The following is a 25494-nucleotide window of genomic DNA, read 5'->3' as shown; positions in this document are numbered from 1 at the left end:
CCTCGCCGGACGGCCCGGCAGGCAACCTCGAGGAGGTGGGTCCCGTGGTGCTGACTTTCGATCCTTTCCGCGAGTTCGACCGGCTGGCCGGTCAGATGCTCGGCACGCCCGCCACGATGGCGATGCCGATGGACCTGTACCGGTCCGGTGACCATTTCGTCCTGCACTGCGACCTGGCCGGTGTCGACCCCGGCTCGGTCGAGGTGGACGTGGACGGCCGGGCGCTGATCATCCGCGCCGAGCGCTCCCCGCGTACCGACGCGGACGTGCAGTGGGTGCGCCGCGAGCGGGCCACCGGCACGTTCGAGCGACGCCTCCAGCTGGGCGACGGCCTCGACCTGGACCGCATCGCCGCAACCTGGCAGGACGGCGTGCTCACGCTCACCGTCCCGGTCGCCGAGGCGGCCAAGCCGCGCCGGATCGCGATCAACTCCGGCGGCCACGACGCTCCGGTCATCGAGGGTGAGAAGACCGCCATCGGCCGTTCCTGACCCCGCAGAAGTTCCGGGAAGGCCCGCCGTTCGCGGGCCTTCTCGCGTATCAGTAGGCCGAACAGGGGCCGCGTTGCCGGACGGTCCGTCCGGGCTGGGCAGCGCCGCAAAGCCTCCTCCGGACCCCAGCGGGTAAGCAGGTGTGAAGCGGCCTCGAAGGAGTGACCGGCGAGCGACGCCCAGGCAAAGTTGGCGCTAGCATTGCGAGCAGTCTGATCGCATTGCCAGCAGACCATTCGCCGGAGGTGAGCATCATGGCCGCTCTCAGCATCCGCGATCTGGATGACTCCGTGAAAGAAAGTCTCAGACGCAGAGCCGCGCGACACGGGCGGTCGATGGAGGCCGAGGCCCGCGCGATTCTGACCGACGCTGTCGCCGAAGAGCCGCCGACCGATCTCTTCAGCGCGTTGACACGACGATTCTCGCAGCTGGGCGGCGCCGACGACCTGGAACTTCCGACCCGTTCCGTTCCCGCGCGTGCCGCGGATCTACCTGAATGATCGTCCTCGACAGCAACGTCGTGTCCGAACTCATGCGGTCCGAGCCGGCCCGCTCCGTGGTCGAGTGGCTGCAGTCCAACACCGGCGAGGCCCTCTACACCACCGCGATCACCATCGCCGAGATTCGTTACGGCATCGCTCGGTTACCGCAAGGCCGGCGGCGTGACTCCCTGCACCAAGCGGCGAACGAGATCTTCGCCGCGTTCCCACGGCAGGTCCTGCCCTTCGACCTGGCCGCCGCCGGCGCGTATGCGGACATCGCCGCCACCCGCAGCAATCTGGGCGCCCCGATCGACAGCATGGATGCGCAGATCGCCGCCATCTGCCGGTCGCAGTCCGCGATCCTCGCGACCCGCAACATCAAGGACTTCGCCGAGACCGGCGTGGCCCTTGTGAATCCGTGGGAGACCGCGGCGTCGTGAACGCGGATGATTCCTCCCATGCCGGGTGGTCGGTGCCGCGAGGGCGTACCCCCGTTATGTTCTTGATCATTTGTTTTGACACGATTCCCGGATGGCTGAAGCACAATCGCGACCCCGGCTCACGGTGATCAAAGGCGGCGGCGACCCCGCGGCCGAGCTGATTCGGATGCTGGCCGAGGCCGGGGTGCCGGAAGAGGTGCTGGACGGGCTGGCCGGGATCACCGATCCGGACCAGATCATGGCGCACCTCGCGGAGGCTGGGCTGCTGCCGGGGCAGGGCGACGCGGTGGCGGGTCTGGTCGGCGGGTTTGCGCCGCTCACCGAGCGTGGGATCGGCGCGCTCGAGGCGGAGATCAGCGGGTACGAGTTCCTGGCCGCGATGCGGGCCGCCCCGCACGCGCCGGCTGGTGACGATGAGATCGAGATGCTGATCGCGCTGGCCGGGCAGGTGGAGATGCACGGTGGGCCCGCTGCGCTGGCGATGCTGCGGCTGCTGGCGGCGATCGGGCCGAAGCGGGCCCGCCCGGCGGCGGCGCAGGCGGCGGATCGGCTGGTCGCGGGCGGTCTGCGGGACCGGCCGTGGGTGAAAGGGCTGGGCCGGCCCCTGGTGGGTACGGCGTTCGGGTACGGCGACGATCTCGGATCGCAGGAGACTGTCGCGGTGACGTTCCGGTACGGCCGGAACGAGCACGCGATCGCGGTGTTGATCGATCATCACCTCGGCGGCGGCGTCAAGGACATCTGGGCGGCGTCCGAGCCGGACGTGCTGCGGGCCGGGTTCCGCTCGGCGTCGCGGCAGGCCGGAATCCTGTTCCACGACCATTCACCGGCGGAGGCGGGCGCGGTGCTGCGGCGGGCGCTGGAGCGGCCGGCCTGCCCGGAGCAGCCGGATCAGGTGGCGGACGTGGAGGTCTTCCTCGACCTGCTGCGCGCGCGACTTAACCTCCTTCCGAGGTAAAACCCGCTCCACCTCGCACAATAGACGACTTTAGATATTGACAGCCCTCACGCTATCCGTAAACTCTCTTAACAGAGAGCGCTCTCACACACCTACCCGCCACGGAGGTATGTTGATGAAACGGAAGCTGTGTGCGCTCTCCACCCTGGTCCTCGGCGTCGGCCTGCTCGGCGTGGTCCACACCGCGTCACCCGCACTCGCCGCGCCCGACCTCCCACCCGGCCAGGTCGACGCGCTGCTCCGGGACCTGCGGATCACCGACGGGCAGCTGGCCACCCGGCTGGTCACCGAGGCCGCCGCCACACCGATCGAGAAGCGGCTCCAGGCGGCGCTCGGCAGCGCGTACGCCGGCACCTGGGTCGCCGAGGACGGCCGCACCGTGATCACCGGCATCACCGACCCGGCCCGCGCCGCACAGGTCCGCGCGGCCGGCGCCACGCCGACGGTGGTCACCCGCAACCTCGCCACGCTCGATCGCCTCGCCGCGACGCTGTCCTCCCCCGGGCCGGACGTGCGCTCCTGGTACGTCGATCCGGTCACCAACACGGTCACCATCGAGGCGGCCAGCACCGCGGCGGCCGGCGCGTTCGCCCGCACCGCCGGGCTCCCCGCGGACGCGGTCAGCACGGTCGCGACCCGGGATGCGTACCAGCCGGTCTACGACCTCCGCGGTGGCGACCAGTACGTGATCAACAACAGCGTGTTGTGCTCGGTCGGGTTCGCGGTCTCCGGTGGCTTCGTCACCGCCGGTCACTGCGGCGGCGTCGGCGCCACCACCACCGGCAGCGGCGCCGCCCAGGGCACGTTCCGCGGCTCCACGTTCCCCGGCGACGACATGGCCTGGGTGCAGACCAACTCGAACTGGGTCTCCCGGCCGTGGGTAAACAACTACGGCGGCGGCGTGGCCACGGTCGCCGGCTCCACCGAGGCCGCTGTCGGCGCGTCCGTCTGCCGGTCCGGCCGCACCACCGGCTGGCGCTGCGGCACCATCACCGCGAAGAACGTCACTGTCAACTACTCCGGCCAGATCGTCAACGGCCTCGTCTCAAGCACCGCCTGCGCCCAGCCCGGCGACTCCGGCGGCTCGTTCATCTCCGGCAACCAGGCCCAGGGCGTCACGTCCGGCGCAGGCGGCGACTGCGCCTCCGGCGGCACCACCATCTACCAGCCGGTCAACGAGATCCTGCAACGCTACGGCCTCTCCCTGACCACCACCGGCGGCGGATCCACAGGCCGCCTCATCGGCCTCGCCGACAAGTGCATCGACATCCCCAACTCGAACGCCGTCGACGGCCAGTACCTGCAGCTCTGGACCTGCAACGGCTCCGGCGCCCAGAACTGGACCTGGCCCGGCGACGGCACGGTCCGCGCGCTCGGCCTCTGCATGGACGTCGCCTGGGGCTCCACCGCGAACGGCGCCGTCATCCAACTCGCGAACTGCAGCGGCAACGCCGCCCAGCAGTTCGTCCTCAGCGCCGCCGGCGACCTGGTCAACCCCCAGGCCAACAAGTGCGTCGACGTCGTCGACTGGAACACCGCCGACGGCGCCCGCCTCATCCTCTTCGACTGCCACGGCGGCGCCAACCAGAAGTGGCGCCGCGGCTGACCACCCCCTCGTGCGAAGCCCGGCCGAGTTGGCCACGGCCGGGCGCCACACGATCGTTCCTCGGAGACCACTGAGACGAGATCCAGATCTGGAGATGCCCGCTTCCGCGGTGGTCCGGCCCGCACGCTCCCGCGGGCTACACGCCCGTGGGTGGGCACGCCCAGAGCGTTCGCGAGGCCCCGCGGGGGGGGGGGGCGCCCCGCGACCCCCCCAACCCCCCCCCCCCCCCCCGCACCCCCCCCCCGCCCCCCCCCCCGCCCCCCCCCCCGGGGGGGGCCCCCCCCCCGCCGCCGCCCGGCGCGCCGGGGGGGGCGGCCGCGCCCCCCCCCCCCCACGACGGGCCTCGCGTGCTCGTCCCCGGGCACGGCGGAACCGGCTCCTCCGGTGGCCGGAAGCGGAGCGCCAGCGGAGTCTTCCGGCCACCGGAGGTTTGCCCGCGGGAGCATGAAGGCTGGACCGTCCCGGGAGCGGGAAGATCTGCTTCGTCTGGATCTTGAGTGGTGGTCTCGGGTGGGACGGTCAGGCGACCGGGAGGCGGACCTCGAAGCGGCAGCCGCCGCCGATGTTGCGGACGTGGACGTGGCCGCCGTGGGCCTCGACCAGGCCGCGGACGATGGCCAGGCCCAGGCCGCCGCCGGCGCCGTTGCCGTTTCCCGCGCTGGCTCCGGTGTTGGAGCGGGTGCGGTCGGGGGTGCGGGCGCGTTCGCCGCGGAAGGCGACGTCGAAGACGCGGGTGAGGTCGGCGTCGGGGATGCCGCCGCAGGTGTCGGAGACGGCGAGCCAGACGTCGTTGCGGCCCTGACCGGCGTCGATGCGGACGGTGCCGTCGGAGGGGGTGTAGCGGACCGAGTTGATCAGGAGGTTGGTGATGACGCGGCTCAGCTCGCGTTCGCCGGCCCAGACGGTCGGCCAGCCGGTCTCCGGGGCGACAAGCGTGATGCGGCGGCTGGCGGCAAGCGGGGCGACGCCGGCGAGCGCGTCCGAGACCAGCTCGCGCAGCGGTACGGCGGTGGGGGCGAGCCGGAGCGCGCCGGCGTTGATCCGGGACAGTTCGAACAGGTCGTCGACGAGTTGGGTCATCCTGTCGGTCTCGATCCGGATCCGGCGGTGGTACTCGGCGGCGGTGGCGGGATCGTCGACCACGCCGTCCTCGAGCGCCTCGGCCATGGCGCGCAGCCCGGCGAGCGGGGTGCGCAGGTCGTGCGAGACCCAGGCGACGAGTTCGCGGCGACCGGCCTCCAGGTGCTGTTCGCGTTCGCGGGCCGCACGCGCCCAGACCGCCGCGGCCGCGAGCCGGCGGCCGAACATGCCGCCGACCAGCAGGCTGACCAGGGCGGATGCGCTGACGGTGACCAGGACGACGCGGAGATCGTGTCCGGACAGGAACATGGCGGTGGCGACAGTGGCCACGCCGGCGACGACCGCGAGCACTGTCACACCCAGGAGCAGCGTGATGTGTACGAGGATCGACCGGCCACGCAGCAGACGGAGCGCGCCCGCGCCGGCCGCGCCGACGACACCGCCGGCAAGCAGCGCGTACACGCCGATGAGCACCATGTCGTTCATCCGGCGGCCGTCTCGTAGCGGTAGCCGACGCCCCAGACCGTGAGAATGCGGCGCGGGTCGGCCGGATCACGCTCGATCTTCTCGCGGAGCCGCCGCACATGCACTGTGACAGTGGACTGGTCGCCGAAGTTCCAACCCCACACCTTGCTGAGCAGGTCCGTACGGGACCAGGCCCGGCCCGGGCTGCCGAGCAGGAACGCGAGCAGGTCGAACTCGCGGACGGTGAGCGACAGCGGGCTGCCGCCGAGCGTGACGACCCGGCGGCCGGTGTCGACGGTCAGGTCCCCGTCGGTGAGCACCGTGAGCGGACCGGCATCAGGTGCCCCGGTGGTGCGCCGCAGCACGGACCGGATGCGCAGCACCAGCTCACGCGGCGAGAACGGCTTGGTCACGTAGTCGTCCGCGCCGACCTCCAGGCCGAGGACCCGGTCCGCCTCCTCGCCGAGCGCGGTGAGCATGACGACCGGCAGGTCGGGCAGCTGGCGGCGCAGCACCCGGCAGACCTCGATGCCGTCGATGCCGGGCATCATCAGGTCGAGCACGACCAGGTCGGGGCGCTGGGCGGCGATCGCGGCGAGCCCGGCGGCACCGTCCGCGGCCAGCCGCACCTCGCAGCCGGCCTGCTCCAGATATCGGCGCACGACGTCGCTGACGGTCGGGTCGTCGTCGACGACAAGCACCCGGTGTCCCATTCACGCCACGCTACCCAGGGCCGGGGCCGGGATCGGCGGCGGCGCTGCTTTCGGACTTCTTACGTCTCGGCAGGACCGCCCACAGGACGGCGATCGCAGCGACGACGGCGGCGGCCGGCAGGGCCAGGTGTGTCGCCGGGCCGGGTGGGCGGCCGGGGCTGAGCAGGAGCGGGAGCGCGACGGCCGCGACCGCGGCGGCGGTGAGCAGCAGCGCACGGATCACGGGCCGCCCCCTGGCCGGCACGAAACGGCTGATCAGGGCGCCGGCCGCGAGCACGAGCGGCAGCCAGATCAGGTCGTGGGCGACCAGGACGGCGGCGAGGAACACCGCGATGCCGACGGGACGCGAGCCCGGGTCGGTGAGCAGCCCGAACGCGGCGTAGGCGAGGGCGGCGAGGCCTGTGGTGACGAGCAGCGTGCGGACGGCGGTCACGGCAACTCCCGGACGGTGATCGAGCCGACCCACTTCGTCTGCAGCACGCCGGGGCGGTTGGGGGCGATGAGTCGTACCGGATAGCCGTGGTCGGGGTCCAGGATCTCGCCGTTGAGGCGCAGCGCGAGCAGGGTGTTCGGGTCGGCGGTGTGCGGCGGGGTCAGCTCCGACGTCCGGTAGGCGCCGTGCTGTTCAAGAGACACCACCTCGACCTCGCTGGTACGGGGATCGGCGCCGGTAAGCGCGATCAGGTCCGAGACGCGGACGCCGGTCCAGCCGGCGGTGGCGCTCCAGCCCTCGACGCAGGCGATCGGCAGGGCGACGGTGTGCTGGGTGAGGGCCGCGAGGTCGGCCACGCTGAGGTGGTGGGTGCTGTTCGGGCCGGTCACGACGAGGCGGTACGCGGGGTCCCGGGCGGTGTCGAGCACGTCCGCGTCGGCGGCGGTGCGGTTGACCGGGAGTCCTTGCGGGCCGGTCCCGGGGCGGCGCGGGGTGAGGACGGCAAGCGGGGCGAGCGGGCGGAGCGTCTGCCCGACGGTGAACAGGGTGATCAGGCCGGCGGCGGCGCCCACGGCGGTCAGGACCTCACGGCGGGCGGGGACGGCGGTACCTGCGGACTGCGGGAGCAGCGCCGTGCGGGTGACCGGAAGGTGGACGGCGACGTGGATGAGCAGGCCGCCGATGGCCAGCCAGCCGACCCAGTAGTGGCCGGCCGTGAAGATGAACGGCATCGGGGCGTACCAGAGAGCGATGTTGAGAACGCCGCTGACCAGCTGGAACAGGGCCGCCGCGACCAGGATGCCGATGGAGGCGCGCTCGGCGGCGTGCACCGGGGTCCGGGCCGGCGGCCAGGTGAACAGCCGCGGGTAGACGGACCAGAGCTTCGCGCCGAGCAGCGGGACACAGGCGAGACCCGTGGCCACGTGCACGCCCTGGGTGACCTGGTACAGGCGGACCGGCCGGGACGGCCACCAGAACCATCCGGGCGGGTGCTGGATCAGGTGGCTGAGCAGGCCGGTCGCGAAGCAGACCGCGAAGGCGAGGCCGAGCAGGACGCCGAGGCGGGCGGTGAGCGCTGTGGAGCGGCGGTCCGAGGTGAACGCGCCGTCGCGCCAAGGGCCGCGCCGCAGCTGATCCGGCGGGGGCGGGAGCGGGGTGGCCAGCCAGGCGATGACGGTCCGGGTCAGGCCGCGGGCGCGGCGACTCGCCGCGTGGCCGGCCGTGCCGTCCGGGCTCACCGCGCGGTGAGGGTCGCGAACCATCGGCCGGCCTCCGTTCGGGTGTCGAGGACGCGCAGGCCTGCCGTGGCAGCCAGCGCGGGCAGGTCGGGGAGCGCGACCGCGGCCCAGGCCAGCACGGTCGTGGTGGCGCCGGTCTGTGCGGTGGCCGCGCCGGACCAGCTCGGCGAGCCGGGTGGCGCGAGTTCGGCCTGGATGCGGCCGTCCGGTGCCAGCAGCGCCCGGCAGCGGCGCAGCAGCCGGAGTGGATCACCTCCGATGCCGATGTTGCCGTCGGCGAGCAGCAGATGCTGCCAGCGTCCGGCGCCGGGTAGCGGGTCGAAGACGTCCCGCAGCAGCGCGGTCGCACCACGGCGGCGGGCGAGGCGGACCGCGGCCGCACTTGTGTCGATGCCGAGCGCCGGGCGGCCGGCCCGGGCCAGCGCGGCGGTGAGCCGGCCGGGTCCACAGCCGACGTCGAGCGTCGGGCCGGTGCAGGGGGCGAGCAGCGTGGTGTCGCCGGGCAGGTCGTCGCGGCACCAGAGGGCCGGGTCGAGCGTGACGCCGCGGACCGTGAGCCGGGCGGGCCGGCCGTCCTCGACGCGGCGGAACGCATCGTCGAAGACCGCGGTGGCGGTCATGCCCGGACCGCCGCGACGGCCTGCGCGAACCTGCTGTCCGCGGCGCAGAGCGCGGCCGCCTCCACCGCATCCGCAGCGGTGTCCACGTCGCGCAGGACCGGAAGCATGGCGACCCGCAGGCCGCTGCGGCGAAGCATCGTCAGGGTGAGGTCGCCGGTGTCTGATGTAGACGTCGGGATGTCGCGCAGTCCCTCGGCGGCGGCGGGCTCCCGCAGTCCGAGCGCCCACCAGCCCCCGTCCGCGGCGAGGCCGAGCGTGGCGTCCGGTCCACCCCAGGTGTTCAGCAGCGTCAGCGCCGCGTCGAGGTGCCGGGCGGTCACCTGCGGCGTGTCCATGCCGATCAGCACTGTGGGCTGGCCGGGACGGGCCCGGTCGGCGAACGCGTTGGCGATCCGCTCCCCCAGTGGGCCGCCGCGCTGGGCGGTGACGGCCCACCCGGGCGGCGCCGGATAGTGGCCGTCGACGACAAGCGTGCGGACCTGCGCCGCTGACGCGGAGACGGTGTCGAGCGTGTCCGCAAGCGCGGCGGCCGCGAACCGGGCCGCCTGATCCGGGGTGTAGGGCGGGCAGAGCCGCGTCTTGACCCGGCCGGCCACCGGCTCCTTCGCCAACACCAGAATCTGGCCGGTCACCACCGTCTGCCCGGTCGACGTGGTCTCGCTTTTCATAGTGGCCTCGCTGTTCATCGGGCCAGCACCGCGCTCATGTCGCGGATGGCCCGCGCGGTCCCGAGGACGGTCCCGGTCACCTTGGAACGCGTGCCCGCCGCCCGCGGGTGGTAGTCGACGTCGACCTCGAGCACCTGCCATCCGGCCCGCCCGGCCGCGATAAGCAGTTCGAGCGGATACCCGAAGCGCCTGTCACGCAGGTTCAACGCGAGCAGGTCCGCGCGGTGCACCGCCCGCATCGGCCCGATGTCGTGCACGGTCAGGCCGCTGGTGCGGCGCAGGCGATGAGAGAGCACCGCGTTCCCGGCGCGGGCGTGCAACGGCCAGACGCCCCGGGACACCGGACGGCGGCGCGCGGTGGCCAGCCGGGCCCGCCCGTGCCGTACCGGGTCCGCGAGCAGCGGCAACTGCCCGGGGTCGAAGGAGCCGTCCGCGTCCATCACGCAGACCACGCCGTCGTCCGGCTCGCTGGCGAGGACGCCGGCGTGGACCGCGGCGCCGTACCCCGGATCCATGCACGTGATCACCGCGGCGCCGTGCTCGCGGGCGACCTCGGCCGTGCCGTCGGTCGAGCCGTTGTCGACGACGATCGGCCGGTAGCCGGGCGGCATCCGGGTGAGCAGGTCCGGCAGGGCCGGCGCCTCATTGCGGCAGGGCAGCACCACATCGGTCATGTCTCAGCACGCTATTGGCGATCGGGGCGGCGAATCCTTATCGTCCGATGACGAACCCTTACCGTCCGATGACGGGCGGGGCCGGTGGGGCTGTCGCGGCCCTACGGTCGCCTGGTGACTCAGGTACTCGTGACCGGCGGCGCCGGTTTCATCGGTTCGCACGTGGTGGAGGCGCTGCTCGGCGCCGGCCACGACGTGACAATCATCGACTCCGGCAATCCAGCCGCGCACCGGACGCCACCACCGGCGGAGATCGCCGGCGTGCCGGTACGCGCCGTGGACGTGCGTGACCGGGCCGCGACCGCTGACGCGCTGTCCGGTGTGGACGCGGTGGTGCACCAGGCCGCGATGGTCGGGCTCGGCGTCGACCTGGACGACCTGCCCGACTACGTGGGCGTCAACGATCTGGGTACTGCCGTGCTGCTGGCCGAGATGGCCCGCGCGGGCGTACGGCGGCTGGTCCTGGCCAGTTCGATGGTCGTCTACGGCGAGGGCGCGTACGAGTGCCCCCGCCACGGTCCCGCCCGCCCCGCACCGCGCGCCGAGGAAGACCTGGTAGAGGGCCGTTTTGAGCCCGTCTGCCCGCACTGCCGGTCCCCGCTGGCCGGCGGGCTTGTCGGTGAGGACGCGCCGCTCGACCCGCGCAGCGTCTACGCCGCGACGAAGGTGGCGCAGGAGCACCTCAGTGCCGCCTGGGCGCGACAGACCGGCGGCGCTGTGGCCGCATTGCGCTACCACAACGTCTACGGCCCGGGAATGCCCAGGGACACGCCGTACAGCGGGGTGGCCGCGATCTTCCGGTCCTCGCTTGAGGCGGGCCGGCCACCGCGCGTCTTCGAGGACGGCGGTCAGCGGCGCGACTTCGTCCACGTCCGGGACGTGGCCGCGGCGAACCTGGCCGCGCTGGAGTCGACCGGGACGCGACCGGGGTGGCGCGCCTACAACGTGGCGTCCGGCCGCCCGGCCACGATCGGCGAGATGGCCGGCGAACTGGCCCGTGCCGCGGGCGGGCCGTCGCCGGTGGTGACCGGCGAGTTCCGGCTCGGCGACGTCCGGCACGTGGTCGCGTCGCCCGCGCGCGCCGGCGCCGAGCTGGGTTTCCGGGCCGCCGTGACGTTGAAGGCCGGGGTGGCGGAGTTCACGCACGCCCCGCTGCGCGGATGAGGCGGCACGCCGATCTGGCCGCGGCCGGCCTCGCGCTGGCGCTGTTCGCGGTCGCGTCGATCACCGGCGCGCTGCTCTATCTGGCCGGTCGTCCGGTCTACGCGAGCGCGGCGCCGCTGTTCGCGCACTGGCTGCCGCACGTGGGGCCGGGCACCCCGCTGGCCGCCGGGATCGTGGTGGCGGTCTGCGTCTACGGCCCGCGGGTCGCCGCCGGGTTGTCGTGGCGGTGGTTGTCCGTGGCCGCGTACCTGACCGCGGTGGCGTGGACGATGTCGCTCGCGCTGATCGACGGCTGGCAGCGCGGGATAGCGGGCCGGCTCACCACCGAGCACGAGTACCTGCACGAGGTTCCCGGGATCACAGACGTCCCGGCGACGCTTGCCGGGTTCACCGGCCGGATCCTCGACTTCCAGCCGGACTCATGGACCACTCACGTCTCCGGGCATCCGCCGGGCGCGCTGCTGTTCTTCGTCGCGCTTGACCGGATCGGGCTGGGCGGCGGTGGCTGGGCCGGGCTGGCGTGTGTGCTGGCCGGGGCCGTGATCGCGGTCGCGGTACCGCGCACGGTGAGGGTGCTTGGCACCGATGCGGACGCGCGGGCGGCCGTGCCGTTCCTGGTGCTGTTCCCGGGTGCGGTGTGGGTGGGCGCGTCCGCGGACGGCCTGTTCGCGGGCGTGACCGCGACCGGCGTGGCGCTGCTGGCCTCCGGGGCGGTCCGGCGGTCGCCGATCCGGTTGCTCGGTGGCGGCATGCTGCTCGGGCTGGGCTGCTACCTGTCGTACGGGCTTGTGTTGATGGGCGCGGTCGCGCTTATGGTGCTGGTGATCGGCCGGTCCGGGCCGTTGCTCGCCGGCTGGGCCGTGGCCGGGGCAGCCGCGGTCGTGGCGGCGTTCACCGCCGCCGGGTTCTGGTGGTTCACCGGCTACACGCTTGTCATCGAGCGGTACTACCAGGGCATCGCCACGGACCGGGCGTACGCCTACTGGGTGTGGGCGAACCTGGCCGTGCTCGTGGTCAGCGCCGGTCCTGCGGCCGCGCCGGTGATACGCCGGGCGGCGGGGCGGCTGTGGACCCTCCGCCGCCCGTTCGACCTCGGTCCTTACGCCGGTGCACTGCTGGCCGCCTCGGGCCTGGCCGCGATCGTCGCCGCCGACCTGTCCGGCTACAGCAAGGCGGAGACCGAGCGGATCTGGCTGCCGTTCGCGGTGTGGCTGCTCGCCGGCGCCGGCTTGCTCCCACCGGAACGCCGCCGGTTCTGGCTGGCCGCGCAGGGGTTGATCGCGTTGCTGGTCAACCACCTGCTGCTGACCAACTGGTGACCTGCCGCACGCCGGGTGTGCCGGCGCCGATCGCGGGCCCGGTAAAGTTGCCCGGTCCGTTACGCCCGATCATGGGAGGCCGCCCACATGTCGCAGCCCGCGCCGCCCTCGTTCGGGCTGGACGACTTCGGGCTCGACGACCGGATGCGGCTGTTCGGGTATGTGACGGCGGACAACCGGCAGGCGTACCTGTGGGTGTTGCGGGCCTTCGACGCGGCCCGGTCCAGCTATCACGTCATGCTGCACACCTCCGAGGTGACCACCACGCTCGCCGAGCTGGCACGGACGCATGCCGGCTGCCCGGACCCGGCGTCGCTTGACCAGTCGCGGCTGCTTGATGCGCTTGTCGAGTGGGGTGTGCTCGACCGCAGTCAGGACGGCGCCCGCGCGGCGACGCTTGCCGAGTACCGCAACCGGCACTCGGTCTACCAGTTCACCGAGGCCGGCTACCGGGCGCACCGGGCGGTGGAGAGCGTGCTCGCGGCCGGCATCGACGACAGCACGCTCTCCCGGCTGGTCTTCGCGGACCTGCTGGCCGACCTGAAGGCGCTTGCCGCGGCGAACACGGCGGGTGACGCCGAGGAGGTCTACCGCAAGCTGAACCGGCTGGATCGCGCGCTTGCGGACGTGGCGGAGCGGGCCGCGCGGTTCTACCACATGCTCGGCGATCTGAGCCGTACGCACGACGTACGGCCGGAGGTGTTCCTCTCGCACAAGGACGCGCTTCTGGCACACCTGCGCGACTTCCACGACGAGTTGCAGCGGTACACGCCGCGGCTGCGGGAGGCCGTGTTCGAGGTCGAGGCGACAGGCCTGGACCGGATGATCGAGGCGGCGGCCGAGGCGGACGAGCGGTTGTTCGCCACCCCTGCCGAACGGCTGGCGGACTGGCAACGCCGCTGGTCGGGCCTGCGCTCCTGGCTTGCGCCGCAGGGCGCGGACACAACGAGCGAGGCGGAACGGCTGTCCGGCGCCACGATGGCCGCGATCGGGAACGTGCTGGCGCTGCTGCGGCGCGTCACCGAGGCGCGGCGCGGCGGCGTGAGCCGGGAGTCGCAGCTGCGGCACCTGGCGGCCTGGTTCGCCGGCGCCGGCTCGGAGGAGGCCGCGCACGCGCTCTTCGACGTGGTGTTCGGCCTGGGCGCGCCACGGCACGTCGGGGTCGCGCACCCGGATCCGGAGGCGATCCCGGGCCGGCTGTCGTGGTGGGAGGCGCCCGCGGTGGAGCTGTCCCGCACGCTTGTGCAGTCGGGCCGGCTGCCGGGTCAGGGCAACGGCCGGCCGGCGCGGATCGACAGGTCGGACACGTCCCGGCGGGCGCTGCGCGAGCGGCAGGTGTCCGACGAGCGGCGTCAGGCGGAGGCGGCCGGGCGCCTGGTGTCGGACGGCCCGCTGGACAAGCTCGACGAGGCACAGACGATAGCGGTACGGCGGCTGCTTGACATCGCGCTGGCGGCCAGGGTCGCGGGAAGAACAAGCGTGCCACTTGCCGCGGCCGCGTTCGGGGTGCGACTGACGCTCACCCCGTGCCCGGGCCGGTTCACCACAGTGAACACCGAGACCGGGCGCCTGCACCTGGACGGTTACCAGCTGTCGATCACCGCGGCCGGCCACACCGGGGTGCGCGCATGAGGTTCGCCGCGGACGTCTCCGACCTGGAGTTGGCCGACTATCAGCGCGCGGTGCGGCTGCTGCTGCGTCATCCGCTGATCACCGCTTCATGGCCGGACGCCAAGGCCCTGCCGCGGGTACGCCGTTTCGCCTCGGTGCTGCGCGTCGACCTCGCCGAGGCGTTCGGCTACCGGCTGGAGCTGCACGGGGCGACCGCGCGCCTGGTCCGTACCGCCGACGCTCTTGATCCTGATCGTCCCGCGGTGTCGCGGACCGGCCGGCCGTTCGACAGGCGGCGCTACGCCTACCTGTCACTCTGCCTGGCCGTGCTGGGCCGGGCCGGCGTGCAGATCATGCTCAGCGAACTGGCCGACGCGGTCGCCGGCGACGCGAACCGGATCGGCGGCCTGGGTCTGGATCCGGACACCGGCGCGGACCGGCGCGCGTTCGTCGACGCGGTCGCCTGGCTGGAGGAGCGCGGCGTGCTCGTCCTGGCCGACGGTTCGAGCGCCGCGTGGGCCGGCGACCCGGGTTCCGGCGAGGCGCTCTACGACGTGGCCCGGGACGCCGTCCTCTCACTCTTCCGGCCGCCGCGCGTGTTGCAGCACGTCGAGTCCGTGACGGCGCTGCTCGACCGGCAGGCCGGCAGCAGCGGAAACGCGGAGCGGCGGGCGGCGGCGCAGGCGGCCCGGCGGGCGGCGGTGGAACGCCCGGTCGTCTACTACCCGGACGTGAGCCCGGAGATCGGCAACCATCTGCGCGGCCAGGCGCTGCCCGCGGACCTGGCCCGGCTGACCGGCCTGCGGCTGGAACGGCGCGCCGAGGGCGTGCTGCTCGTCGACACGGCCGGCTGGTCCGCGGAACGCTTTCCCGGCACGGGTTCGGTGGCGCAGGCCGCGATCCTGCTGGCCGTGGAGATGGCCGACCGTGCGCAGGACCCGGACGGCCGCCGGAACCGCCGCATGCCGGTACCCGATCCGGCCGAGCGCCGCGCCGACCTGGTCCGCGACGTCGACGCCGGGCTGCCTGCCGCGACGCTGATCCTGCCCGAAGAGACCTCCGCCGTGGTCGTGCCGGACGCCGAGCAGCACAGACTTCCCCTGGTCACTGACAGTTTCCTGCGGGAGACAACTGCTGACATCCTCCGGCGGTACGGGTCCGCGTTCGGCGCGGCCTGGCACGCGGACCCGGACCGGCTGCGCACCGAGGCGGTAGCGCTGCTGGCCCGGTTCGGCGCGGTCATCGTGGTGCCCGGCGGCGTGCTGGTCCGCCCGCTGGTCGGCCGCTACCGCAACACGGTCGCCGAGATCAAGCAAAGGGCGCTGTTCTGATGGCACGTTTCGCACCCACCCGGGCCGGCATCATCAACCTCTGGGACTACCGCGACGAGGAGTTCCTCTTCGTCGACGGCTGGCTCGTGCTGCGCGGCCCGAACGGCTCCGGCAAGACGAAGGCACTGGAGGTGCTGTTCCCGTTCGTGCTTGACGGGCGGATCGAGCCCCGCCGGCTCAACCCGTTCGCCGGTGAGGACCGGACCATGAAGTCGAACCTGCTCTACCGCGGGCAGGACGTGTCACACGCCTACGTCTGGATGGAGTTCGGCGACGGCGTCCGCCACGTCACGATCGGCATCGGCCTGCGCGCGCACAGGCACAACGACCGCGTCACCCGCTGGCACTTCGTCGCGGACGGCCGGGTCGGCGTGGACCTGTCGCTCATCGACGCGGACGACCGGCCGGTATCCCGCAAGGAGCTGATCGAGCGGCTCGGCGCGGACGCGGTCCGCGACTCCGCCGAGGAGTACCGGCACCTGGTCGACGCCCGGCTGTTCGGCCTCGGCCCGGCCCGCTACGAACAGCTGCTCGACCTGGTGCTGACGCTGCGCAAACCGCAACTGGCCAAGGACCTGAACCCGGTCGAGCTGTCCCGGACGCTCCAGCGTGGACTCCGCCCGGTCGAGGACCACCTGCTGGTCGAGGCCGCGCGATCGTTCGACGACATGGAGGCGGTCGCCCGTACCCTCGAAGGTCTGGTCGCCGCCGACACGGCCACGTCGACCTTCCTCTCCGTCTACGCCACCTACCTGCGTACCCACGCGCGCGCCGCGGCCGACGCGGTCACCGCCCGGCGCACCGCGGTCGGCACGCACCGCACCGCGCGCGACGAGGCCCGAGCCGCCGCCGTCACCGCGGAGGCAGAGGTCACCGCCGCCCGGGAGCGTCAGGACGCGGCCGAGGGCGAGCCCGGCCGGCTGCGCGCCCACCTGGACCGGCTGAAGGGCTCGGCCGCCTACCGCTCCCACGAGCAGCTCGCCGACCTGGACCGTCACGTGCACGATCTGGCCACCGCCGCACGCCGGGCGTCAGAGGCCGTCCGCGCCGAGGAGTCCACCACCGAACGCCGGCGCGCCGAGTGGGAAAGGGCCGCCGCCGAGTCCCGCGACGCGGTTTCCGCCGCAGCTCGTGGCGCCACCGAGGTCGCCGGCGAGGCGGAGGCTGCAGGCATCTCCTGGACCGCAGGCGACGCCGCCCCGGACGGCCTGCCGGTGCGGCTGACGGCCCGCGCCGAGGCCCGCCGGTCCGATCTGGACACCGTCCGCAGCGCCGCCGCCCGGGTCACCGACGCCGAACGTGATCACGCGCGCGCCGCCGAGGCCGACCGCGCCGCCGGCGACGCCGCCGAGGAGGCAGCCGCCCAGGCGCAGCTCGCCCAGGACAACCTCTCCCAGACCACAACCCAGACAGCCGCGGCGGTACGGGACTGGGGCGCCCGCCACGGCGACGTGCTGACCGCGCTGGCGCTTCCGGAGCTGCCCGAGCTGCTCGCCGGATCGCTCGATGCGCCGTCACTGCGGGACGTCTACTCATCGGCGGTGACGCCGCCGGTCACCGTGCGCCGGGACGAGCTGGCCGCGCTGACCACGCGTCGCGCCGGGCTACTGTCCGCCCGGAGCGAGGTCGTCACGGAACGCGACCTGATCGCGGCGGAACACGACGACGCGCCACCACCGTCACCGACCCGGCCGGCATCGCGCACGGGCCGCGCGGGCGCGCCACTGTGGCAGCTGGTCCGTTTCGGCGACGGCGTGCCGGAGGCGGAGGCGGCCGGGATCGAGGCGGCGCTCCAGGCGGCCGGCCTGCTCGACGCCTGGCTGCACCCGTCCGGCGCGGGCCTCTCCCCCGGCACCCACCGGCCGGCGGCGACGCACTCCTCCGGCGGGCCGGGCGACACCGGCCTCCCCCATCCGGCCGAGGGGGACCTCGCGGGCGCTGCCGGCACCGGTGGGCTGCCCGCGGCGGCTCCGGAGGATGTGCAGGACGCCTACCTGCGGGCCGGGGCGCCGGTGACCGGGCCGAACCTGGCGGACGTGCTCGTGCCGGAGGAGCAGGACGACGTACCCCCGGATCGGATTCTTGCGGTTCTGGCGGGCATCGCGCTCGGTGACCTGACCGGGCCGGCCGCCGTCTCCGCCGCCGGCCGGTGGGCGCAGGGTGCCGGGGCCGGCCGGTTCGTGAAGGACCGCTGCGAATACATCGGTGCGACCGCCCGCGCCGCCCGCCGCGCGGCCCGGATCACCGAGTGCGAGATCCGGATCGCCGGGCTCGATGCGGAGATCACTGACGCCGACGCGGCCATCGCATCGGTGCGGGACCTGCTCGCCGCCGTGGACCGGGCGCGGAACGCGCTGCCGCCGCTGACCGGGATCCGGGAGGCGGAACGGGCACTTGACCGGGCCGCCGCCACGCTACGGGTGCGCCGGGAAGCGGCAGTGACCGCCGCGTCCGCGCTCGACGCGGCCGCCGCCGAGCGTGCGGCAACGGTAGCCGCGCTGCGCCGGGCCGTCGCGGACCGCAGCCTCCCGGTCGAGCGCCTGGACGAGGTCGCCGCCGCACTGGACCGGTTCGACCGGGCCGGACTGCGCCTGGAACACGCGCACGCGGCCGCGGCCCGGACCGCGGTGCAGGCCGAGCAGGCCGCCGAACGGCACGCGGAAGCGCTGGCCCGGCAGGAGGAGGCCGCCGGTGAGGCGCAGCAGGCCCGGATCCGGCACGCCGAGAAGGACGAGGAACTGCGGACGCTCTCCGCGGCGATCGGCAGCGAGGCCGAGCAGGTGCTCGCGGAGGTCGCCCGCACCGAGCAGGCAGTCGTCGCGGCCGAGGCCACGCTTGCAACGGCGCGCGCCGCGGTGACGGAGGCGACCGCCGCGCACGCGGGCGCGGCGGCCCGGGTGGAGCTCGGCGAGCAGGCCGTCATCGGCGCGCTGGCCGAGGCGCGGCAGGAGGCGGTACGGCTGCGGCCGTACGCGCAGGCCGATCTGCTGGGTCTGATCCGTGCCCCGATCGGGCTGCGCTGGCCGGCCGCCGGGTCCGACGAGGACGATCTCGACCCGGCGATCGTCGCGCTGCACGACGCGATCCTGGCCGCCGCCCGCGAACTGACGCCGACCGAGACGTCGCTGAAGCAGAGCGCCACCCGGCTCACCTCCGCGCTCACCGATCTGCAGGCGCAGCTGCCCGCCGCCGGGCTCGACCACCGGCCGGAATGGGACAGCGACGAGGGTGTGATCGTCGTCCGGGTCGCGGACGAGCAGGGACTCACGCCTGTCGCGCACTTCGCCGAGCGGATCGCCGCCGAACGCCGCGACCAGGAACAGCTGCTCACCGACGCGGAACAGCGGGTCTTCGAGGACGCGCTGCTCGGTCAGCTCGCCGGCCAGATCCACCGCCGCACCATCGAGGCCCGCGACCTGGTCGACGCGATGGACACCCAGATGCGGGCCCGGCGCATGTCGTCCGGGCTCACCGTCGGTGTCGGCTGGCGGCTCGCCGACGACCTCGACCCGGAGCAGCGCGAGGTCTGCCGCCTGCTGGAACGTGACCCGGCGCGGCTCGGCCCCGGCCAGCTCACCACGCTCCGCCGGCACTTCGCGGCCCGGATCAAGCAAGCCCGCGCACAGGCGCCGGAAAAACCGTACCGGGACCTGCTCGCCGAGGTGCTCGACTACCGGCAGTGGCGGGTCTTCGCGTTCACGCTGCACCGGCCGGGCGGAACCGCCGAGGCGCTGACCCGGGCCCGGCACAGCCAGCTCTCCGGCGGCGAACAGTCCGTGTCGCTGCACCTGCCGCTGTTCGCGGCCGCGAACGCACTGTTCGGCTCCGCCCGCCCGGATGCGCCCCGGCTGCTCGGCCTGGACGAGGCGTTCGCGGGCGTCGACGACAACGGCCGCGGTGAGCTGATGTCGCTCGCGAAACAGTTCGACCTGGACCTCTTCATGACCGGGTACGACCTGTGGGCCACCCACCCGGCCGTGACAGGTGCGGCCCACTACGACCTGTCACACTCCACGGTCGAGCACGCGGTGTCGACGGTGCTGCTTGTCTGGGACGGCACGATGAACGTCGCGGACTTCGACGGGACGCTGGCGCGGGCACTCGGCTCCCCGGAAACCCGGCGGGCCCCCGACTCCGGTTCGCCGGCGAACAGCGCCGCCGAGGGATCCGGCGTTCTTGACGGCCTCGATGCCTGACCTCGCCGACGACCCCGGCTGGCGGCGGCTGCTCGCGGCCGCCCGGCGGAGCCTCGAACGGACAGGTGGCGCCCTCGACGGCGCGATCTCGCTTGCCGCGCCCGACGAACCCGAACGGCTTGTGGTCATCGGCGTGACCGGCACACACCGGCCCGCCGGGGTCAGCCGGGTCAGCGTCCGGCTCGCGGACCTGGACGAATACCTTCGCGCCGCCCACGGCCTCGGCCTGGCCGAAGCCGTGGGCCCGTTCCGCGACCGGCCCGGCGAACGCGCACGTGAGTCGCTCGGCCGCGCCGCCGTTCTCTCCCTCGCCACCGACAGCCGGCACGCGCGTACGGCGTGGTTCGAGACCTGGCTGGACGGGATGCGGCGGGACGGCACGCTCACCCGCATCGTCCGCGGCGGCCTGCCGTTCCCCGACGTTCTGGCCGTGCTGGACGCGCTGCCGGCCGAGTTCGAGCCGATGCCGGTCTTCGCGGAACGGATCCTCCACGACACGAAAGCGCTTGCTGACGGCCCGGTGCGCGGGCTGGTCCTGCGCGCGCTCGCCGTCCGGTACGACGTACCCGCCCCGGCCGGCGCGGAGCAGGAGCGGGCGCTGTGGGAGCTGGCCGGCGTCGTCCCCGACGATCTGGCCAGCCAGGTGCTCGTCCTCAACCTGCCCGCCTCCGGTGGCCCACTCGGGGCATGGCTCACCTCGGCCGCTGAGGCGCACGTGCCGTTCCGGGTGACCCTGCACCAGCTGCGGATCGCGCCGCTCACACCCCGTACCCCCGAGATCTTCGTCTGTGAGAACCCGGCCGTGCTCCGCGCGGCGGCGGGCAGGAGCACGCGCCCGCTCGTCTGCACCGAGGGAGTGCCGTCCGCGGCCGTCCACACGCTGCTCGGCACGCTCACCCCGGACACCGTGATCCGCTGGCGTAACGACTTCGACTGGACCGGCGTGCGACTGACGGGAAGCGCCCTGGCCCGTTACCCGGGGGCGGTGCCGTGGCGGATGGGCGCTGCCGACTATGCGACCGGGACGGCCGGAATTGCGCTGGCCGGGGCGGCCGCGGAGACACCGTGGGAGCCGGCGCTTGGCGCGCTGATGCGCGGGACCGGCCGGGCGGTGATGGAGGAACGGCTGCTCGACACGCTGCTGTCCGACCTCACGCCCGCCGGACACCCACGGGTGACATAGCACGCCGCCCGCCCCCTGGCTCACTATCCTCGCGGAATGCCGAAGAAGCGGGCCGACGAGCTCGACGCGATGATCGAAGAGGCCGTTGTAGACGCCTCCCGCCGCTGGGCGACAGGGCGATAGACCGTGAGCGAGTACCAGTATTACGAGTTCGTCGCCGTCGACCGGCCGCTGACCGCGCGTCGGCAGGCCGCGTTGCGTGCGATCTCCACCCGCGCCGAGATCACCACGACGAGCTTCACCAACTACTACAACTACGGCAGTTTCAAGGGCGACGAGCGCGCCCTGATGAGCACCTACTTCGACGCCCACCTGTACCTGGCGCTGTGGGGCACCCGGCAGCTGATGTTCCGGCTGCCCGTCACGGCTCTCGACCCGGCGACCGCCATCCGCTACAACGCCTCCTCCTTCAAGACCCGTACACATGTCGTGATCGACCTGGTCTTCCAGGACGAGGAGGGCGAGGTCGAGCTGGAATCCGAGGGCGGCGGTCTGCTCGGCGCGATCACTCCGGCCCGGGCCGGTCTGCTCGCCGGTGACCTGCGGTTGCTCTATCTGGGCTGGTTGCTTGACGTACAGCTGATGAGGCTCGATGACGACGAGCCGGAACCACCCGTCCCCGCCGGCCTGGACCGGCTGGACGGCCCGCTGACCGCTGCCGCCGCGTTCCTACGCCTCGACCCGGATCTCCTCACCGTCGCCGCGACCGGCTCGGCCGCCAGAGCCGAGCCCACCGCAGTGCAACTCACCGCGTGGGTGGGTGAGCTGCCGGTCGCGGAGAAGGACGCGCTGCTGACCCGTGCGATCACCGGCGCCTCCATCCACGGTGACCTGCTCCGCCGATATCGCGCGGAGCACCCGGACCGGGCCGGGGCGCGCGCCTCGCGTACCGCCGGGATGCTTCGTGGTTCGGCCGAGAAGGCGCGGGACGAGCGCGAACGCCTAGACGCCGCGGCCCGCAGGCAGGAGCAGGAGCGTCGCGAACGGTCGGCCGCCGCCGAACGGCAACGACACCTCGACCGCCTCTCCAGGGACCAGATCCGCGCCTGGCAGCGGGTATTCGCACTGATAGACACCAAGACCTCGCGAGGGTACGACGAGGCCGTGCAACTCCTCATCGACCTACGCGACATCAGCGAGCGCGACAGTGCCGAGGCTGCCTTCGGGCAGCGGATCGCCGAGCTCCGTGCCGGTCACCTCAGCAAACCCGCCTTCCAGCGGCGCCTGGCCGACGTGGGCCTCGACCTCTGACCCCATCGCCGTTACACCGACTCACACCGCCCGCCCAGCGGTCCTCAGCGGCAAGCGGCGGGCCGGGCGGCGACGGCGGTAGTCCGGCCACGCCCCGCGGTTCGCGCAGCTCGCGGACGGCCGATGCGAGGTCGTCGGTGAACAGGGCGGTGGCATCGGCAGACGCACATGATTCCGACACCACTCAGGGATGTCAGCGGCGCGGGATTCATGCTCATTCGAGCAGGGTGCGGATGTCGTCGGAGGTCAGGGCGGCATCGGCGAACTCGCCGCCGTCGAGGACGCTGCTGAAGAGTTCGGCCTTGCGGGCCTGGAGGGCCATCACCTTTTCCTCGATCGTGTCCTTTGCGACGAAGCGGTAGACCATGACGGTGCGGGTCTGACCGATGCGGTGGACCCGGTCCACCGCCTGCGCCTCGGTCGCCGGATTCCACCAGGGGTCGAGCAGAATGCAGTAGTCGGCCTCGGTCAGGTTCAGGCCGAAGCCGCCGGACTTGAGGCTGACCAGGAAGACGGGCGCGATGCCCGACTTGAAGCCGTCGATGATGCGGGCCCGGTCACGGGACTTGCCGTCGAGGTAGAGGCAGTCGATGCCGGCGTCCTGCAGCCGATGCCGGGCCGCGGTCAGGAACCGGGTGAACTGACTGAAGATCAGCACTCGGTGGCCCTCCGCGACGAGGTCGGTGACCCGGTCGCTGAGGACGTCGAGTTTGGTCGACGGGATGTTCGCGTGTTTCGGGTCGACGAGGCCGATGTCGAGGCTCGCCTGCCGCAGCAGCGTCAGCGACCGGAAGATCTCGAAGCGATTCTTCTGCAGGTCACCGAGGAGGCCAAGAACCTTCTGCCGCTCGCGTTGCAGGTAGGTCTGGTACATCCTCCGGTGTTTCGGGTTCAGTTCCAGTTCAACGATCTGTTCCTGCTTCGGCGGCAGCTCGGTGACCACCTCGGACTTGCGGCGGCGCAGCATCAACGGCCGGATCCGGCGGCGCAACTGGGCGAGCCGGGCCTCGTCGTGGTCCTTCTCGATCGGCTTGCGGTAGTAGTCGGTGAAGCGGTCCGGCCGGGGCAGCAGGCCGGGCGCGGTGATGGACAGCAGCGCCCACAGCTCACCCAGGTTGTTCTCCATGGGTGTTCCGGTGATCGCCAGCTTGAACGGAACGGGCAGCTGCCTGGCGTATCGGTAGCCGTGTGACTGGGAGTTCTTGACGAACTGCGCCTCGTCGAGGATGAGCCCGGCCCACGGCAGCGCGGCGTAGTCGTCGTATTCCAGCCGGAACAGCGTGTACGACGTGACCACGATGTCCGCACCCTCGACCGTCTCCCGCAGCGAGCCGGGGCGGCGCGCCCCCGTCTGCACGACGGCACTGACCCGCAGGTGCGGGGCGAAGCGGGCGGACTCCTGCGCCCAGTTGCCGACCACGCTGGCCGGGGCCACGACCAGGAACGGCACGCCGGCGCCGGCATGGCAGATCAGGGCGAGCGCCTGAAGCGTCTTCCCGAGTCCCATGTCATCGGCCAGCACGCCGCCGAGCCCATGACGGTACAGGGCGGCAAGCCATTCAAAGCCCTCCAGCTGGTACGGCCGGAGCGTCGCCTGCAGGGCGGCCGGCACCGTGGCACGGTCGCCGGCACCGGTCACGCTCAGCGCCCGGATCGACTCCTGCCAGGCGGCCGCCTGCCCGGTGAGGACGCCCAGCTCGGACAGCTCCTGCCACAAACCTGCCTGGAACCGCCCGACCCGGAGCACGCCCGGCGGCGCGTCCTGCAGCTCGCGGGACTCCGTGATCAGCTCGCGAAGCTGCCGGAATTCGTTCCGGTCGAGGGTGAAGTACCTGCCGCTCGGCAAGATCATGAATTGCTGTCCGGCCGCGAGCGCCAGGAACAGCGCGTCGAAGCCGACGTCCTCGCCTCCGACAGTCACCCGTACCGCGAGGTCGAACCAGTCCGCTTGCCCGTCGCTGCTGAACGAGACGACAGGCGCCGACTCCTCCTCGACGTAATCCGGCAGGTCGCCGTCCGCGTCGAACTCCAGGGCGAGGCCGTCCGCCTCGGCCACCCGGGGGAGGATGTCGCGGATGATGCGGAGCATGAGATCGCCGTCGGCCATGACGTGGCGACGCAGGCGTTGCCCGCCGGGTGCCGGCTCGGTCATCCCGTACTCAGGGCCGGCCACCAGCTCAGCCGCGCGGCGTACCGTCGCGGCCCGGTCGGCCGTCTCGCCGCTGCCGTCCCTCAGCGGCTCGCGCTGGATCTGTGTGCCGATCGTAGAGATCCAGTCCCAGGTCAGCGACATGCGATGCTCAGGAAGCCGGTGCACAGTGAGGGTCAGAAGCGCCGGCGCGATGTCGGGCAGCCCGGCCTCGCCCGCGGCGACGATCTCGGACCGGTGCATCATGCCCGGGTAGTACTGCCGTAGGAAGCGCTGCTCGTCGGCGGCCGGGATGACGATCGCCGGGACCGCGAGCGCCCGCCGAGCCTGATCGGTCAACGGCCGCTCCGCGGGTGCCAGCCGCAACGGGCCCGCACCCCACCAGGCGATGCCGTGTGCCGGATCGCCGATCATGACGGAGTCCGCCGGATCGATCACCTCGCCACCGCTCATCAGCATCGGGCGCAGCCGCAGGTCGGCGCCGTCCCTGTCGGCATGCACGGAGAACCTCACCGGCGCGGACACCGTCACCGGCGCCGGCGTCCGGCCGCTCTGCACCAGTGGCAGCCCGGCCTCCTGCGCCTCGGCCAGCACGTCCCACACCCGCCGGGTCTGGAAGTCGTCCAGGTAGATGACCCGCTGGCCACCGCCGTAGTAGGCGTACCGATGCAATTCGCGCTCATCGGCCTCGGCCAACGCGCGCAGTTCCTGGAGCAGCCGGACATGGTGTTTCGCCCTGGGTGACGTGGCGCGGTAGGCGTAGTGCAGCGTCGACCACGAGATGCCGGTACGTACCCACCCTCTCTTTCCCGGTACGGCCGGGCGCAGCCCGACCCGGCGGCCCTCCAGCTCCACCTGCAGCGCGAGGTCCGGGACGTCGTGCTCGTCCGGCCGCGAATCGGTCCCCATCAACGCGGCCAGTAACGGCTCCCAGGACGCCGCCTTCTTGCGTGGCGGCGTCGACACCGCGGCCGCCGGTTTCTGATAGCCGGCCAGCGCCAGCGCGATCGGATGGGAGCAGCCGGGCGCGGCCTCGCAGGTGCAGTCGCCGTCGACACGCACCGTGCCGTTCGCCTCGGTCTTCACCGCCGCCGTCGTCACCCCGCCCGCCGGACCCCGTACGACCGCGTGCCCCTGTCCGGCGGTGGGGTTCCACCGGACGCCGGTCAGGTCTCCGTCGGCCAGGATCGCGCGCGCGGCCAGAAAGCTCCTGGTACCGACCGCCTCACAGATCGCCGCCTCATCCTGGGTCAGTGCCAATCGCGCCACGGGAACCAACGGTATCGAAGCGCCCGCCCGGCGATGTGACGCGGACCTCGATCGGGTGACGTCAACCGCGCGACGCCCGCTGCCGATCCGGCCCGCAGACGCGGAAAGGCGCGCCGACCGTTGCCGGTCGGCGCGCCCTGTGGTGCGTAAGGC

At 73.0% G+C, this 25494-nt stretch carries 20 protein-coding genes; 12 read left to right on the top strand and 8 right to left on the bottom strand.

Going from position 1 to position 25494, the window contains the following annotated elements:
* Nucleotides 1-44: 44 nt before the first annotated feature.
* The 5 genes from ACIA8K_RS10025 (at nt 45) to ACIA8K_RS10005 (ending at nt 3977) form a co-directional block, all read left to right on the top strand.
* Nucleotides 45-491 carry an Hsp20/alpha crystallin family protein gene (locus ACIA8K_RS10025; RefSeq protein ID WP_396056997.1) on the top strand — a complete coding sequence of 149 codons (447 nt, stop codon included), beginning with the start codon at nt 45-47 and terminating at the stop codon, nt 489-491.
* 254 nt (nt 492-745) lie between these two features.
* Nucleotides 746-991 (top strand): FitA-like ribbon-helix-helix domain-containing protein, encoded by a 246-nt coding sequence (locus tag ACIA8K_RS10020; RefSeq protein WP_396056995.1) that lies wholly within the window; start codon nt 746-748, stop codon nt 989-991.
* Nucleotides 988-1413: a type II toxin-antitoxin system VapC family toxin gene (locus ACIA8K_RS10015; RefSeq protein ID WP_396056993.1), complete on the top strand. Its 426-nt coding sequence runs from the start codon at nt 988-990 to the stop codon at nt 1411-1413. The genes ACIA8K_RS10020 and ACIA8K_RS10015 overlap by 4 nt, the downstream gene beginning before the upstream one ends.
* 91 nt (nt 1414-1504) lie before the next feature.
* Nucleotides 1505-2371, top strand: a complete 867-nt coding sequence (locus ACIA8K_RS10010; protein ID WP_396056991.1) for a hypothetical protein — start codon at nt 1505-1507, stop codon at nt 2369-2371.
* Nucleotides 2372-2486: 115 nt separating this feature from the next.
* Nucleotides 2487-3977, top strand: a complete 1491-nt coding sequence (locus ACIA8K_RS10005) for a ricin-type beta-trefoil lectin domain protein (protein WP_396056989.1) — start codon at nt 2487-2489, stop codon at nt 3975-3977.
* A 519-nt stretch (nt 3978-4496) separates the two neighbouring features.
* Here ACIA8K_RS10005 and ACIA8K_RS10000 read toward each other — a convergent pair.
* The 7 genes from ACIA8K_RS10000 to ACIA8K_RS09970 are packed head-to-tail and all read right to left on the bottom strand — an operon-like array spanning nt 4497 to nt 9868.
* Nucleotides 4497-5543 carry a sensor histidine kinase gene (locus ACIA8K_RS10000; RefSeq protein WP_396056987.1) on the bottom strand — a complete coding sequence of 349 codons (1047 nt, stop codon included), beginning with the start codon at nt 5541-5543 and terminating at the stop codon, nt 4497-4499.
* A complete protein-coding gene (locus tag ACIA8K_RS09995) occupies nt 5540-6235 on the bottom strand; it encodes a response regulator transcription factor (RefSeq protein WP_396056985.1) in 696 nt (231 codons plus the stop codon). Before ACIA8K_RS09995 ends, ACIA8K_RS10000 begins: the two co-directional genes overlap by 4 nt.
* Nucleotides 6236-6245: 10 nt before the next feature.
* A complete protein-coding gene (locus ACIA8K_RS09990) occupies nt 6246-6668 on the bottom strand; it encodes a hypothetical protein (protein WP_396056983.1) in 423 nt (140 codons plus the stop codon).
* Entirely contained in the window at nt 6665-7930 is a 1266-nt protein-coding gene (locus tag ACIA8K_RS09985; RefSeq protein WP_396056981.1) for a molybdopterin-dependent oxidoreductase, read from the bottom strand. The genes ACIA8K_RS09990 and ACIA8K_RS09985 overlap by 4 nt, the downstream gene beginning before the upstream one ends.
* The gene (locus tag ACIA8K_RS09980) at nt 7903-8526 is read right to left on the bottom strand and encodes a methyltransferase domain-containing protein (RefSeq protein WP_396056979.1); all 624 of its coding nucleotides are present in this window, start codon (nt 8524-8526) and stop codon (nt 7903-7905) included. Before ACIA8K_RS09980 ends, ACIA8K_RS09985 begins: the two co-directional genes overlap by 28 nt.
* Nucleotides 8523-9194 (bottom strand): DUF2064 domain-containing protein, encoded by a 672-nt coding sequence (locus ACIA8K_RS09975; RefSeq protein ID WP_396056977.1) that lies wholly within the window; start codon nt 9192-9194, stop codon nt 8523-8525. Before ACIA8K_RS09975 ends, ACIA8K_RS09980 begins: the two co-directional genes overlap by 4 nt.
* A gap of 14 nt (nt 9195-9208) precedes the next feature.
* Complete coding sequence (locus ACIA8K_RS09970; protein WP_396056975.1) at nt 9209-9868, bottom strand: glycosyltransferase family 2 protein; 660 nt, start codon at nt 9866-9868, stop codon at nt 9209-9211.
* Nucleotides 9869-9982: 114 nt separating this feature from the next.
* Here ACIA8K_RS09970 and ACIA8K_RS09965 point away from each other — a divergent pair, with 114 nt between their 5' ends.
* The 7 genes from ACIA8K_RS09965 to ACIA8K_RS09935 all read left to right on the top strand — a co-directional run bounded on the left by ACIA8K_RS09965 (nt 9983) and on the right by ACIA8K_RS09935 (nt 21923).
* Nucleotides 9983-11032, top strand: coding sequence for an NAD-dependent epimerase/dehydratase family protein (locus ACIA8K_RS09965; RefSeq protein ID WP_396056973.1), 1050 nt, complete (start codon nt 9983-9985; stop codon nt 11030-11032).
* The gene (locus ACIA8K_RS09960) at nt 11029-12351 is read left to right on the top strand and encodes a hypothetical protein (RefSeq protein ID WP_396056971.1); all 1323 of its coding nucleotides are present in this window, start codon (nt 11029-11031) and stop codon (nt 12349-12351) included. The genes ACIA8K_RS09965 and ACIA8K_RS09960 overlap by 4 nt, the downstream gene beginning before the upstream one ends.
* A gap of 87 nt (nt 12352-12438) precedes the next feature.
* Entirely contained in the window at nt 12439-13983 is a 1545-nt protein-coding gene (locus ACIA8K_RS09955) for a TIGR02677 family protein (RefSeq protein WP_396056969.1), read from the top strand.
* Nucleotides 13980-15293 (top strand): DUF2398 family protein, encoded by a 1314-nt coding sequence (locus ACIA8K_RS09950; RefSeq protein ID WP_396056967.1) that lies wholly within the window; start codon nt 13980-13982, stop codon nt 15291-15293. The genes ACIA8K_RS09955 and ACIA8K_RS09950 overlap by 4 nt, the downstream gene beginning before the upstream one ends.
* The gene (locus tag ACIA8K_RS09945; protein WP_396056964.1) at nt 15293-19489 is read left to right on the top strand and encodes an SbcC/MukB-like Walker B domain-containing protein; all 4197 of its coding nucleotides are present in this window, start codon (nt 15293-15295) and stop codon (nt 19487-19489) included. Before ACIA8K_RS09950 ends, ACIA8K_RS09945 begins: the two co-directional genes overlap by 1 nt.
* Nucleotides 19482-20672: a TIGR02679 domain-containing protein gene (locus tag ACIA8K_RS09940; protein WP_396056962.1), complete on the top strand. Its 1191-nt coding sequence runs from the start codon at nt 19482-19484 to the stop codon at nt 20670-20672. Before ACIA8K_RS09945 ends, ACIA8K_RS09940 begins: the two co-directional genes overlap by 8 nt.
* 126 nt (nt 20673-20798) lie before the next feature.
* Nucleotides 20799-21923 carry a hypothetical protein gene (locus ACIA8K_RS09935; protein ID WP_396056960.1) on the top strand — a complete coding sequence of 375 codons (1125 nt, stop codon included), beginning with the start codon at nt 20799-20801 and terminating at the stop codon, nt 21921-21923.
* 214 nt (nt 21924-22137) lie between these two features.
* On the opposite strand, the gene ACIA8K_RS09930 is transcribed toward ACIA8K_RS09935, so the two are convergent.
* Nucleotides 22138-25341, bottom strand: coding sequence for a DEAD/DEAH box helicase (locus ACIA8K_RS09930; protein WP_396056958.1), 3204 nt, complete (start codon nt 25339-25341; stop codon nt 22138-22140).
* Between the last annotated feature and the right edge of the window lie 153 nt (nt 25342-25494).

Source organism: Catenuloplanes sp. NPDC051500, assembly GCF_044454585.1.
GTDB lineage: Bacteria > Actinomycetota > Actinomycetes > Mycobacteriales > Micromonosporaceae > Catenuloplanes.
This window is presented reverse-complemented; position numbering and strand designations above follow the sequence as displayed.